The organism is Chelativorans salis, from assembly GCF_025336525.1.
Classification (GTDB): Bacteria; Pseudomonadota; Alphaproteobacteria; order Rhizobiales; family Rhizobiaceae; genus Chelativorans; species Chelativorans salis.
On the sequence record NZ_JAOCZP010000002.1, the window covers coordinates 642,806 to 655,385 of the forward strand.

The 12,580-nt window shown below is 64.4% G+C and carries 16 protein-coding genes; 5 read left to right on the top strand and 11 right to left on the bottom strand.

Annotated elements, in window-relative coordinates:
- Nucleotides 1–87: 87 nt before the first annotated feature.
- Entirely contained in the window at nucleotides 88–1,506 is a 1,419-nt protein-coding gene (locus tag N5A92_RS09095) for an aminotransferase-like domain-containing protein (protein ID WP_260902330.1), read from the bottom strand.
- A 1-nt stretch (nucleotide 1,507) separates the two neighbouring features.
- On the opposite strand from N5A92_RS09095, the gene N5A92_RS09100 reads away from it, so the two are divergent.
- Entirely contained in the window at nucleotides 1,508–1,831 is a 324-nt protein-coding gene (locus tag N5A92_RS09100) for a DUF1127 domain-containing protein (RefSeq protein WP_313958400.1), read from the top strand.
- A 3-nt stretch (nucleotides 1,832–1,834) separates the two neighbouring features.
- Here N5A92_RS09100 and N5A92_RS09105 read toward each other — a convergent pair whose 3' ends face one another.
- The 4 genes from N5A92_RS09105 to purC form a co-directional block, all read right to left on the bottom strand.
- On the bottom strand, nucleotides 1,835–2,248 hold the full coding sequence (locus tag N5A92_RS09105; RefSeq protein ID WP_260901954.1) for a hypothetical protein: 414 nt from the start codon (nucleotides 2,246–2,248) through the stop codon (nucleotides 1,835–1,837).
- Nucleotides 2,245–2,913, bottom strand: coding sequence for a phosphoribosylformylglycinamidine synthase subunit PurQ (purQ, locus tag N5A92_RS09110; protein WP_260901956.1), 669 nt, complete (start codon nucleotides 2,911–2,913; stop codon nucleotides 2,245–2,247). The genes N5A92_RS09105 and purQ overlap by 4 nt, the downstream gene beginning before the upstream one ends.
- Before the next feature lie 131 nt (nucleotides 2,914–3,044).
- Complete coding sequence (gene purS / locus N5A92_RS09115) at nucleotides 3,045–3,287, bottom strand: phosphoribosylformylglycinamidine synthase subunit PurS (RefSeq protein ID WP_260901958.1); 243 nt, start codon at nucleotides 3,285–3,287, stop codon at nucleotides 3,045–3,047.
- A 27-nt stretch (nucleotides 3,288–3,314) separates the two neighbouring features.
- Nucleotides 3,315–4,106, bottom strand: coding sequence for a phosphoribosylaminoimidazolesuccinocarboxamide synthase (gene purC / locus N5A92_RS09120; RefSeq protein WP_260901960.1), 792 nt, complete (start codon nucleotides 4,104–4,106; stop codon nucleotides 3,315–3,317).
- 240 nt (nucleotides 4,107–4,346) lie between these two features.
- Between purC and N5A92_RS09125 the strand changes: the two genes are divergently transcribed.
- Both N5A92_RS09125 and N5A92_RS09130 read left to right on the top strand, forming a co-directional pair.
- Entirely contained in the window at nucleotides 4,347–4,667 is a 321-nt protein-coding gene (locus N5A92_RS09125; protein ID WP_163271338.1) for a DUF1476 domain-containing protein, read from the top strand.
- An 8-nt stretch (nucleotides 4,668–4,675) separates the two neighbouring features.
- A complete protein-coding gene (locus tag N5A92_RS09130) occupies nucleotides 4,676–5,455 on the top strand; it encodes an HpcH/HpaI aldolase family protein (RefSeq protein ID WP_260901962.1) in 780 nt (259 codons plus the stop codon).
- A gap of 23 nt (nucleotides 5,456–5,478) precedes the next feature.
- Here N5A92_RS09130 and N5A92_RS09135 read toward each other — a convergent pair whose 3' ends face one another.
- Nucleotides 5,479–6,027 carry an RBBP9/YdeN family alpha/beta hydrolase gene (locus N5A92_RS09135; RefSeq protein WP_260901964.1) on the bottom strand — a complete coding sequence of 183 codons (549 nt, stop codon included), beginning with the start codon at nucleotides 6,025–6,027 and terminating at the stop codon, nucleotides 5,479–5,481.
- 200 nt (nucleotides 6,028–6,227) lie between these two features.
- Here N5A92_RS09135 and N5A92_RS09140 point away from each other — a divergent pair, with 200 nt between their 5' ends.
- Complete coding sequence (locus N5A92_RS09140; RefSeq protein WP_260901966.1) at nucleotides 6,228–7,034, top strand: VOC family protein; 807 nt, start codon at nucleotides 6,228–6,230, stop codon at nucleotides 7,032–7,034.
- Nucleotides 7,035–7,135: 101 nt separating this feature from the next.
- Here the strand turns inward: N5A92_RS09140 and purB are convergent, their stop codons facing one another.
- From purB to N5A92_RS09165, 5 genes are all read right to left on the bottom strand, one after another.
- Nucleotides 7,136–8,464, bottom strand: a complete 1,329-nt coding sequence (gene purB, locus N5A92_RS09145) for an adenylosuccinate lyase (protein ID WP_260901967.1) — start codon at nucleotides 8,462–8,464, stop codon at nucleotides 7,136–7,138.
- 59 nt (nucleotides 8,465–8,523) lie between these two features.
- On the bottom strand, nucleotides 8,524–8,931 hold the full coding sequence (locus tag N5A92_RS09150) for a hypothetical protein (RefSeq protein WP_260901969.1): 408 nt from the start codon (nucleotides 8,929–8,931) through the stop codon (nucleotides 8,524–8,526).
- A gap of 116 nt (nucleotides 8,932–9,047) precedes the next feature.
- Complete coding sequence (locus tag N5A92_RS09155; RefSeq protein WP_260901970.1) at nucleotides 9,048–9,767, bottom strand: DUF2259 domain-containing protein; 720 nt, start codon at nucleotides 9,765–9,767, stop codon at nucleotides 9,048–9,050.
- A gap of 88 nt (nucleotides 9,768–9,855) precedes the next feature.
- Nucleotides 9,856–10,857, bottom strand: coding sequence for a P1 family peptidase (locus N5A92_RS09160; RefSeq protein WP_260901971.1), 1,002 nt, complete (start codon nucleotides 10,855–10,857; stop codon nucleotides 9,856–9,858).
- Nucleotides 10,858–11,847 (bottom strand): branched-chain amino acid ABC transporter substrate-binding protein, encoded by a 990-nt coding sequence (locus tag N5A92_RS09165; RefSeq protein ID WP_260901972.1) that lies wholly within the window; start codon nucleotides 11,845–11,847, stop codon nucleotides 10,858–10,860.
- Nucleotides 11,848–12,083: 236 nt separating this feature from the next.
- On the opposite strand from N5A92_RS09165, the gene N5A92_RS09170 reads away from it, so the two are divergent.
- Complete coding sequence (locus N5A92_RS09170) at nucleotides 12,084–12,578, top strand: flavin reductase (protein ID WP_260901973.1); 495 nt, start codon at nucleotides 12,084–12,086, stop codon at nucleotides 12,576–12,578.
- Nucleotides 12,579–12,580 lie beyond the last annotated feature (2 nt).

A 12,580-nucleotide genomic window follows, 5' to 3' on the forward strand; every position in this document is an offset into this window, starting at 1 on the left:
ATAGCGCACCTTGCGCCTCGTTTCACCGCTCTTCGACGAAAAAACCACGGGAGAGGCCGAAAAAGCCGTGGGCAGCCGGCCCACCCCTCAGTCGTAGCTGATATATCCGGCGCGGCCTTCTTCGAGCAGGTGGCGGATCGTCGCTAGTGCCTGCGTGACCTCCTCACGGTTGCGCGATGCGGACACGCCGAAGCGCACGTGATGGAAGACCAGCTCCGAGCGGCCTGCCTTGAACTCGTCGGCATCGTCGATCAGCACGCCCCGTTCGGCCGCCGCATGTTTGAAGGTGCTTGAAAGCCAGGGATCGGGCAGTTCCAACCAGCAGAAGGGGATGTTCGGCCGCCATTGCACGTTGAAGCCAGCCAGCGCCTCGCGCATCATCGCCAGGCGTGCATTGTTTTCCTCGATGCATTTGGCGCGGATGGTGGCCGCCTCGCCGGAAAGCACCAGCCGTGCGCACAATTCGGCCAGGATGAAGGGGAGGCCGCCCGTCACCATGCGGTGGGCGACGCGGATGCGGCGTTCGTAGTGGGGCGGGCAGAGCACCCAGCCGCCGCGCACGCCCGCCGCGACAGACTTCGACAGGCCGCCGACAAGGAAGGTGCGTTCCGGCGCAATCTCCGCAAAGAGCGGCGCCTCATCGTCGGTCATCGCACCGTAGAGCGTGTCCTCGAGTAGCCAGACATTGTACCGGCGCGCAATCTCGGCGATTGCCGCACGCCGTGCTTCGGGCATCGTCGTTACGGTCGGGTTCTGTGCTGCGGGCATCAGGAAGGCCATTTTCGGATGCCGTTGGGCGCAGACCCGCTCGAAATCCTCCGGGATCACGCCGTCTTCGTCCGACTGCATCAACGTGGTGCGCCGGCCGATCAACTCGCCGCTGCGCGAGACCTGCGAATAGGTCAGATGCTCGAAGGCGATGTAGTCGCCGGGCACGGTGACGGCGGCGATGACGGCCATCAACGCTGCATGGGCGCCGAGTGTGGGCACGATGCGGCCGATTTCAGGCCGGAAGGAGCCCTTGGCGAGCCACCGGCTGCCGGCCTCGAACCAGTGATCGGGAAAGCGCCGGGTGTAGCTCGCGACATCGGAGGGATGCTCGCGCGTGATATCCATGGTCAGCGCGCCGATAAGCTCTCCTTGGCCGACATCGGGTGCGGCGGTGCTATCGAAGCGGATCTTGCCCGACGGCGGATCGAGATGGCGCGTGCCGTCGAACTGCACACGGTCCGACGCCTCGCGTGCCGGAATCACATCCTGCCCATGATCCAGCACATAGGTGCCGCGTCCTACCTCGCCGCTGACTAGGCCGCGCTCGCGCGCCAGTGCGTAGGCGCGGCTTACCGTGCCGATTGTCACACCGATATCGAAGGCGAGATTGCGCTGCGGCGGCAGCTTCGCGCCCTTTGCCAGAACCCCGCGCTCGATATCTCTCTCGATTTGCTCGGCGAGCCGGAGATAGAGCGGACCGGTGCCGCTGGAGATGTCGGGGAGCCAATTTGTCATCATGACAATTCTCTATATTGTCACCGTAATTGAGTCAATGCATACGAGTCGGAGCGGAGGAAGAGCCGCTTTAGGTGACAAAGGCGATGGAAAAATGGGTTCAATTGATACAATCAATGTTCGCTCCCGCTCCGGTACATCCAATGGCGCTGTCACGCAGCGTTTTGCCCGTCTCCTCGTAAAGTTCGTCGAAGGCATTGAGCTTATGCTGGAAAAGCGTCGCAGCCGGTGCGCTTTGCTTGAACTGACTGACGAGCAACTCAAGGACATCGGCATCTCCCGTGCTGATGCTGCCCGGGAAGGGCTTAGGCCGTTCTGGGACTAATAGCTAGCTGCGGCAGGTGGTTCGCCCGCTCGACCAGCGCATGATGTCCGCGTTCACCCGTCCACCGGTGCGCGTACTGGCAAGCGGTCCGTAGGTCGTCAGGGTGACGGGCGAGCCCGCGGCCTCAATCACTAACACCGGCAGGCCTTCGGCCTTGCCCTTCTTGAGTAGAAGAAGACGCGGACGCCCGACACTCGTGTCGAGCTCGGGCACGAGATGCAGGTCGCGGAAATCTGCATCCGACGAGCGGACCCAGCATTTCGCGCCCGCCTCGTTGATCCGCTGGAGCGCCGCTACCGGCTCATTTGCCTCGATCTGCAGCGCCAGCGGCCCGCCCATCGGCTCGCGCTGACAGCCGGCCAGAAGGACGGCGAGCAGCGACGCGCCGGCGACCAAGCCCGCTTGCGTCCGGCTCACGCGGCTTTTCCCAAAAGACCTTCGAAGAGCGCCCGCCCGTCCGCGCCGCCATGGGCGGCCTCGATCAGGTTTTCGGGGTGCGGCATCATGCCCAGCACGTTGCCGCCTTCACTGATGATGCCCGCAATATCGTTGACGGAGCCGTTGGGATTTGTGCCTTCGGCGTAGCGGAAGACCACCTGTCCTTCGCTCTCGATGCGGGCCAGCGTTTCGGGATCGGCGAAATAGTTGCCGTCGTGATGGGCGACCGGGCAGCGGATGATCTGGCCCGGCGCATAGCCGCGCGTGAAGGCCGTGTTGGCGTTCGCCACCCCCAGCTTCACCTCGCGACAGACGAATTTCAGCGAGGCGTTGCGCATCAGAGCGCCGGGGAGCAGCCCCGCCTCCAAAAGGATCTGGAAGCCGTTGCACACGCCCATCACCATCACGCCCTTCGCAGCCTTCTCCGCCACCGCCTTCATCACCGGCATGCGCGCGCCGATCGCCCCGCAGCGCAGGTAATCGCCGTAGGAAAAACCGCCGGGAATGACGATGAGGTCGACGTCCGGCAGCTCCGTCTCGGTCTGCCAGACCGTGGCCGGCGCCTTGCCGGAAATTTTGGTGAGCGCGGCGATCATATCGCGGTCGCGATTGAGGCCGGGAAGCTGGATGACGGCTGATTTCATGCGTTCGGATCGTAAGGTTTCTGTGGTGGTTCGGTCATTTTGCGGAGATCAAGCGGCGCTCGATGGTGCCGCCTTCCATGGCAACTAGTGTGTCTTGTGCTTCGGCCACCGCCCAGCCCTCCAGAACAGCCTCAGGTGATAGCGATGCTATAATCCTCGATCACCGTGTTCGCCAGCAGGCGCTCACACATCTCCTTCAGTGCGGCCTCCGCCTTCGCGCGGTCGCTATCCTCCAGTTCGACGTCGAACACTTTCCCCTGCCGCACCGAGCCGACGCCGGAGAAGCCCAGCCCCCCCAGCGCGCCTTCGATGGCCTTGCCCTGCGGGTCGAGCACGCCGTTCTTCAGGGTGACGATAATTCGTGCCTTGATCACTTGGCTTCTCCCCGTGGGACGCGCCCCTCAATGGTGCGTCTCGCCATCCTTCTTGGAAGACACGAGCACCGGACCGCTCGGCTTGGAGGGCTCGTTCTCGTTCATGATGCCGAGCCGGCGCGCCACTTCCTGATAGGCTTCGACCAGCCCGCCCATATCACGGCGGAAGCGGTCCTTGTCCATCTTGTCCTGCGTGGCGGTGTCCCACAGGCGGCACGAATCAGGCGAGATCTCGTCGGCGACTACGATGCGCATCATCTCGCCCTCGAACAGCCGCCCGCATTCGATCTTGAAATCGACGAGCTGGATGCCGACGCCGAGGAAAAGACCGGACAGGAAATCGTTGACGCGGATCGCCAGCGCCATGATGTCGTCGATCTCCTGTGGGCTCGCCCAGCCGAAGGCGGTAATGTGCTCTTCGGAGACCATCGGGTCGTCCAGCGCGTCGGCCTTATAGTAGAACTCGATGATTGAGCGCGGCAGCACAGTGCCTTCCTCGATGCCGAGGCGCTTGGCGAGCTGGCCTGCGGCAATATTGCGCACCACGATCTCGAGCGGGATGATCTCCACTTCCTTGATCAGCTGCTCGCGCATGTTGATCCGGCGGATGAAGTGGGTGGGGATGCCCATCCGGTTCAGATGCTCGAAGAGGTACTCCGAGATCCGGTTGTTGAGGACGCCCTTGCCGTCGACGATCTCGTGCTTCTTCTTGTTGAAGGCGGTGGCGTCGTCCTTGAAGAACTGGATCAGCGTACCAGGCTCCGGACCTTCATAGAGAATCTTGGCCTTGCCTTCATAGATGCGGCGGCGACGGTTCATGGCTTTTCCTGGGCTAGTTGCCGGTTTTTCAGGTGTTGGTTACATGGCCGGCTCAAAAAGAGGTGCGCCTCGACGGCTTCATGCGGTCTAGCGCAAACGCGCCGCTATCTCAATCGCCATTTACCGCCATCAACGGCTCTATTGACCCGCCATCAAGCTTCTGGTTTGTCCGTGCCGACCTGATATTCTAGGAGCCGAAGCCGCCGTGGGCGGCGCGGGCGATGCCGGAGGATAAGCCGCATGAGCAGCATGAAAGATCGCGAAGAGACATTCGAGCGCAAATTCGTTCATGACGAGGAGATGAAGTTCAGGGCCATGTCGCGCCGCAACAAGCTGCTTGGCCTGTGGGCGGCGGAGAAGCTGGGCAAGACCGGTGCCGAGGCTGATGCCTATGCGATCGAGGTGATCAAGGCCGATGTCGAGGAAGCCGGAGAGGAAGATGTCTTCCGCAAGGTCCGGCGCGATTTCGACGCCGCCGGCGTGCAACAGTCCGACCACCAGATTCGCCGCACCATGAGCGAGCTCCTCATCGAGGCGATCGATCAAGTTAAGAACGCATAGGCCGCTCCATGCGTGCGGCAACGCTGGCAGACCGGCTTGAGGCCGGGGAGGCCATCCTAACCGCCTGGTCATCCATTCCCGATGCGCTGACGGTCGAGGCCGTCGCCTGCCTCGGCTTCGATGCCGTCACGCTCGACATGCAGCATGGCGGCCATCATGAGGACAGTGTGCTGCGCTGCATCGTGCCTTTGGCCTTTCATGGCCGCCATGCCATCGTCCGCGTGCCGGTCGGGCGTTTCGACACGGCAAGCCGCGCTCTCGATTTCGGGGCCGAAGCCGTTATCGCGCCGATGGTGAACTCCCTCGAGGACGCGAGTCGCTTCGCAGCCGCGATGAAATACCCGCCGCGCGGCGAGCGTTCCTGGGGGCCGACCATCGCCATGCAGCGGTGCGGCGAACCCGATGCCGCTGGCTGGCTGGCCGGTGCCGGCCGCCACACGGTCGCCTTCGCGATGGTGGAAACGCGCGCCGCCCTTTCCCTCATCGACGATATGCTGGCCGTCGACGGCATCGACGGCATCTTCCTCGGCCCCTCGGATTTCTCCATCGCCTGGACTGAGGGAAAGACAGTGGATCCCTCCCACGAGGGCATGATGGAGGCGGTCGCAACGATCGCAGAAAAGACGCGTGCCGCAGGCAAGCACGCGGCCATCTACGTTGTCGATCCGGCCCTCGTCGGACGCTACCACGGCATGGGCTACCGCCTTTTCGCCCTCGGCAACGAAGGGGTCTACCTGGCGAAGGGGGCGGACAACCTCATCGCCAGCGCGCGCGCAAGTATCGGCTAGCGCTTTCCTCCCTGCGGAGTGCGCTAAAGCCGCGATAGGAACCGCGCGAAGGTGAGCGAGCCTTCGGGCCACGGGCCGAAGCCCGCTTCGGCGTTAATATGCCCCGCGTTGCCGGCGTCGAGAAGCTGGGCGCCCCATGCGCCTGCGATATCCTCGGCGGCCTCGAAGCTGCCGAAATGGTCGTTGCGGCTCGCCACCACGATCGATGGAAAGGGCAGGGGATCGCGCGGGTAGGGCCCAAAGGTCATCAGGTGCCTGGGCCGGACTTCGGGGTTGGCAACGTCCGGCGGCGCCACGAAGAAGGCGCCGGCCACCGGCTTGCGGAAGAGTGGTATTGCCTGCACCGCCGTCGCCACGCCCAGGGAATGGCCGACCAGCACCACCGGCCGTTCCGCCTCGTTCACCGCCTCAGCAAGCGTTGCCACCCAGTCCTCGCACACCGGCTTCCTCCACTCCGCCTGCTCGACGCGGCGCGCGGTCGAGAGTCGCGCCTGCCAGCGGCTCTGCCAGTGGTCGGGGCCGGAATTGGTGTATCCGGGGATGATGAGAATATCGGCGTCCTTGGCTTTCATGGCGCCGCATGTAGCCAGACACACGGGCAGGTGCAACTATCGCCGGCTTCATAATCGCGCTTGTACTGAAATCGGTGAACACGGTGTTCGCTGTTCAGCGCTTGCGCGCGCGGCGGTGCGGTATCAAATAGCCAGACGGCACCGGCTCCCCATCGGGCTGCATGATGCGGTGTTTCAGCATGCAGCGCCAGGAGATTGAAATGAACGAACTTTCTTTCCCGGCCACCGCGCCGGTGAGCGTCGCGGAGATCGGCCTCAAGGCACGCGATGCGGACAAGCTGGCTGCCTTCTATTGCGATACCGTCGGTCTCGCTGAATTGTCGCGACGCAGTGGCACGATCGTATTGGGCGCCGGTGACAGGCCGCTCCTGACGATAGAGGAGGATGCCGCCGCCGCGCTGGACGACCCGCGCGAGGCAGGCCTCTTCCACACCGCCTTTCTGCTGCCCGCCCGCGCCGACCTTGCCCGATGGGCGCGCCGCGCGATCGAACGGCAGACCCCGCTCGAAGGCGCGTCCGACCATCTGGTGAGCGAGGCAGTTTATCTGAGCGACCCGGAAGGAAACGGCATCGAGATCTATGCCGACCGCCCGCGCGAAAGCTGGCAGTGGGATGGCAGCCAGGTCGCCATGAAGACCCTGCCGCTCGACTTCCAAAGCCTTCTTGCAACGCGGGGAGCGGAGGGCGCGTGGCAAGGCGCGCCGAAAGGCACCGTCATCGGTCATGTGCACCTGCGCGTCGGCGAGCCGGCGGAGGCGGAGCAATGGTGGCACGAGGCGCTCGGCCTCGACACCATGGCCCACTACGGCCCTAGCGCCGTCTTCCTCGCCTCAGGCGGCTATCACCACCACATCGGCGCCAACAACTGGCATAGTCCCGGCGCGAAAAGGCGCGATCCCGGCAGGGCAGGGCTTGCCTGGGTGAGGATGCGCGCGGTCGACGCGGACGAGGAGAAGGCGCTGGAGGACCCCTGGGGGACAGTGGTGCGCGTGGTGCCTTCAAGCTGACCTGACTGCGGCGTCACCCGGAGAACCGAAGGTTTGTCCGGGATCCACTCCGTGACTCTTCCACGTTCCGGAATGGGTTCCGGACAGCCTCCGCTGTCGCGTCAACTTCCGGAATGACGCGCGGAAAAATCACCAAACACCCGCCTGAAAATCGTATCCACGTGTTTCGTATGATAGCCGAGGTCGAACTTCTCGCGAATCTCGTCTTCCGAAAGCGCTGCCCGCACATCCGTGTCGCCAAGCAGCTCTTCCAGAAAATCCGCTCCCTGTTCCCACACCTTCATGGCATTGCGCTGCACCAGCCGATAGGCATCCTCGCGGCTCACGCCGGCCTGGGTAAGCGCCAGCAGCACGCGCTGCGAGTGCACGAGGCCGCGGAAACGGTTGAGGTTTTTCTCCATCGCTTCAGGATAAACGACCAGCTTCTCCATCATCCCTGTCAGCCGCGCCAGCGCGAAATCCAGCGTCACCGTCGCATCCGGCCCGATCATGCGTTCCACCGACGAATGCGAGATATCGCGCTCATGCCAGAGCGCCACGTTCTCCATGGCAGGAGCCGCATAGGCGCGCACCATGCGGGCAAGCCCGGTGAGGTTTTCCGAGAGAACGGGGTTGCGCTTGTGCGGCATGGCCGACGAGCCTTTCTGCCCCGGCGAGAAATACTCCTCCGCCTCCAGCACCTCGGTGCGCTGCAGGTGCCGAACCTCTGTCGCCAGCCGCTCGATGGAGGAGGCGATGACGGCGAGGGTGGCGAAATACATTGCATGCCGGTCGCGCGGGATGACCTGGGTTGAGACCGGCTCCGGCTTCAGCCCCATCCTCTCGGCCACATGGGCCTCCACACGGGGATCGATGTTGGCGAAGGTGCCGATGGCGCCGGAGATGGCGCAGGTGGCGATCTCCTCACGCGCGTTCACCAGCCGCTCGCGGCAGCGGGAGAATTCGGCATAGGCCTGCGCCAGCTTCAGCCCAAAGGTGGTGGGCTCGGCATGGATGCCGTGGCTGCGGCCGATGGTGACGGTGTCCTTGTGCTCGTATGCACGCTTCTTGAGCGCGGCGAGCAGGGCATCGAGATCGACGATGAGGATGTCGCTCGCGCGCTTGAGCTGCACGTTGAAACAGGTGTCCAGCACGTCGGAAGAGGTCATGCCCTGGTGCACGAAGCGCGCCTCCGGCCCTACGATCTCGGCCAGATGCGTCAGGAAGGCGATGACGTCATGCTTGGTCTCACGCTCGATCTCGTCGATGCGCTCGATATCGAACGTGGCACTGCCCGCCTTCTCCCAGATGGTCCTCGCAGCTTCCTTCGGCACGATGCCCAACTCGGCCATGGCGTCGGCCGCATGCGCCTCGATCTCGAACCAGATGCGGAACTTCGTCTCGGGCGACCAAATGGCGGCCATATCGGGCCGCGAATAGCGCGGAATCATGCGTTTGCCTGTTCTTCAAAGGGAAGCCATCCGGGGGTGTAGCAGACAAGCGGAAGGTGTCAACGCAACCGGGTGGCAAACCACAAGCCGAAGGCGAAAAGGGCGAGCAGCCCGTAGGGAAAATAGAGCCTGAGGCCGAGCACGGCAAATTGGTAGAGCGCGGTCGCCGTGGTGAAAAGGAGCCAATCGGCAAGGTCGTGGAGACTCACCCCCTCATGCCAGGACGCAACGGAAGCCACGTATTGGAACGCGAAGACCAGCGCCGTGAAGCCGACGGTCGCAACGCCGAGGGCCAGGAAGAAGCAGGCGAAGCGGCGGCCGGTGTCGAAGCGCCTGGCCATCTGACAGGCGGGGTAGAGCGCGGTCGGGAAGGCGAGTGCGGCGCCGAGGGTGAAGGTGAGAGTGATCGTAGCGACCCGCGAATGATCGACCCAGTGGGCAATCCCTGCGAGAGCGCTTGCGCCCATCATCAGGCTCCAAAGCACCGTGCCGAGCACTGTAGCGCCTATGGGCGGCAGCGCGGCTCTTGGGCGGCTCGTGGCGTATGCCGCGGAAACGGGAGTGAAAGGGCCGTGCCGCACGCCTAAAGCTGTCCCGTCACTGCGATGAAACGATGATCCGGCCCCTCGAAGCCGAAGCTGCGGATTGCGATCAGGACGGCGAAGACGGCCGGCCCACCCTGTGGGTGATAGGTCTGGATGCCCGTCAGCCTGTAGCCGAGCGGACAACGGCGGCTCGACGGAATGGTCGCGTCCTCGTGCACGGTGGTGGTTTCATCGCCCGGTGCGGTGCCGACCCGCAGGAGGTGGAACCCGATGATCGTTCCCATGCCTTCGCAGTTTTCCGGCTGCTGAAGGTGTCGCTCTTCCAGGCGGAACTCCAGCGCCTCGTCGATTGGCGGCTCGACGGGGCGCGGGTTCACCATCATGCGGTGCGGATCGGCCGAATGTTCCGTCACCGCGTTCCAGCCGGCGGTGAAGCCGGGGGTAAGCTCGGCATCGGAAATCACTGATTGACCTTGATCTTTCGCGTCCTGCCTCGCCACTTCCAACGTCGCCCCTTCGTCGTCGATGCGCACGCGGATGGGCGTACCGGGCAGGAAGCTATCGCTCGTCGTGTCGATATAGAAGCGGTTCGCGTAGGGAAAGCCGGAGCCGTCCTGGATGCCGTATTCCTCGAAGGCGAAGATGCCGCCGTCTTCACTGAAGCCGAGGATCTCCACCGTTGCCGTGTCGCCGGCGCGCGCGGCGGGCAGGGTTAGCAAGAGCGCGGCAAGGGCGGCAAACAGGCGCAGGGTCGGCATGGCAAAGGCCCCTCTTTTTCTCGCAACGGCTTATATCCTTTTCCGCCAACCGGGGCGAGTACACCTTTCCCTTTAGCAGGGGGAAGTCTTACCGCTCCGACCACACTGGCATCACGTCGCCTTCAGCCTTTTCCGCCGCGAAAACCCCACGGGCGATAGCGCGCGCCATGGTGGCTGCAGCGGCGGCGTATAGCTCCACGCTTGCTGGAATGTCGGGCTCCACTCCGCTGTACCCCGTCCCTAGCGCGAAGACGAGGTCGCCGTCGAGCGGTGTATGCGCCGGCCATATGGCGCGGGCAAAGCCGTCATGGGCGGCGATCGCCAGCCGGTGCGCGGCGGCCTTGGTAAGTTTTGCGTCGGTGGCAATCACGCCGATGGTCGTGTTGCCGCCGAGCTTCGCTCCGCCGAGCTTGGTGGTAACGTCATGCGCGTTGCCGGGAAGCGGCGAGGGCAGGCCGAGGCCGCCGAACTCGGCGCCGATCTCGAACGGTGCCGCCCAGAAATGCGCCGTGTCGCCTATCGTCGTGGAGCCGATGGCATTGACGGCCACCAGCGCGCCGATTGTGACGCCGTTCGGCAGAATGCAGGAGGCCGAGCCGAGCCCGCCTTTCAATCCCGCCGTGGTTGCGCCCGTGGCCGCACCGTGCGTGCCGAGCGCGAAATCTTCCGCCGCTGCCTGTGTCGCCTCGTATCCGAGTTCGCGATAGGGCGGAAAGCGGCCCCAGTCCTTGTCGCCGCCATTGGCGAGGTCGAACAGGATCGCCGCCGGTACGATGGGCACACGAAAGCCTCCCACCTCAAAGCCTTTGCCCATCTCGCGCAGCGCGCCCTGTGCGCCGGACGCGGCATCAAGCCCGAAGGCTGAGCCGCCTGAAAGCACCACCGCGTTCACGCTCTCGACCAGGTTGTGCGGCGCCAGAAGGTCCGTCTCACGCGTCCCCGGCGCCCCGCCCAGCACCTTGACGCCTGCCGTCGCCGGCTCCCCGCAAAGCACCACGGTGACGCCGGATTTCAGCCGTGCATTCTGGCTGTTGCCGACCTTGAGCCCCGCGACATCGGTGATCAGATTCTTGTCTCCCGTCCGGAACACCTATTCCACCTCCACGAATTCCTCGCCGTCGTAGCGGAAAAGCCGGTAAATGTTGCGTGCGAGATCGCCATTTTCGTCGAAGCGGACGATCCCGATCGCCGTATCGAAGGCGAAATCGTCGAGGATCTCCACGACCGGCTTGCCGTCCTCGGCCGCGACGCGCACTGCACCCGTCGCAAGCTGGGTGGCCGCATAACCAGGCAGAACGTAACCTTCCGACTCTACGCCCGCCTCGCGCAAGGCCTGAAGTATTTCGGGAGCGGCAATCTCGTGCCATTGCGGCGGCCCGACCATCAGCACGCCGGCGGGAAGCGGCACCAGATCGTCCTCGGCCCTGAGCGCCTCGCCGCCGGCAAAGGTCACCTCATAGCCGAGTTCCTCGGCATCGCGTGCCATTATCGCGACGTCGCTGCGGTCGCCTCCGACGAAGACATGGGTGGCGCCCGCCCGCCGCAGCCGGCCGACAAGACCGATCTGGTTGTCCATCTGAGGCCTGAAGGTGTCTATGAAGACCGGCTGCAACTCCGCCAGTTCGGCGGCGGCACGCAGGTTCTCCGCTAGCTCCCGCCCATAGATCGTGCCGTCGTCCACGATGGCGAAGAATTCGTTGCGCCAGCGCCGGATCAGGATATCCGCCACCGCCTCGCGCTCGTCGTCGGTGCGGGGGCCGAGCCGGTAGACGGGCCAGTCCGTACGCGCCTTCTGGTCGGTCAATCCGCCCGTGCGCACGGGGGTGACCACTGGAACCCCAGCCTCCTTCAGGATCGGCATGGCTGCCTCGACGGCCGGCGTGCACAGAAAGCCGATGACGATTGCCGCGCCTGCCTCCACCAGCGCGTGTGCAGCCTCAGCCCCGCCTTCCTCGGTGCACGCGTCGTCGGCCTCCACCAGCCGTGCTGTCGCGTCGCCTTTGATCGCCGTCCGCGCCCCTTCCGCCCATTGCGTGCCCAGCGTTGCGAAATTGCCGCTCAGCGGCGCCGAAAGACCCACGATCACCTCCTGCGCATGCGCCGGGGCTACCGCCGCCAAAGCGGAAAGCTGGAGGGCGAGCAAGACTGGACGCAGGGGGTACAGACTGAAAATCCTCAATTAGCACGCATAGTTCTGAACTTCCGCCACTGGTAAATGGTGGCGGGCCTCGGCGCAACACGCTATTGAGGCGGCCCGCCGGCCGCTTGTATGCGTCGGGCCGCAACCTATCTGTAACGAGGCGACGGGGATTTTTCGTGCTGAAGACCAACGACGTAGCACCGCAGCATTATCGTGACGCAATGGCCCGCTTTGCCGGCGCTGTGCACGTTGTCACCACGGACGGGCCCGCCGGGCGCCGCGGCGTCACCGTTATCGCTGCCTGCTCCGTTTCCGACAATCCGCCCATCGTGCTCGTCTGCCTCAACCGTGAGAACGTCAACAACGACTTTTTTCTGAAGAACGGCGTCTTCGCGCTCAACACGCTGGCCGCCGATCATCAGGAGCTGTCGGACGCCTTCTCCGGCCTTACTCGTCTGCCGCCCGACGAGCGGTTCGCCCTTGCCGAGTGGGAGACGCTGTCGACAGGCGCACCGGCGCTAACCGACGCCATGGCCGTTTTCGACTGTCAGGTGATCGACACCAAGGACCTTGCCACCCACCGTATTTATTTCGGCAAGGTGACAGGCCTGCGCGTGGGCGCTAACCTGCGCCCGCTGCTTTACCACGACCGCGGCTACCGCGTTCTCTAATC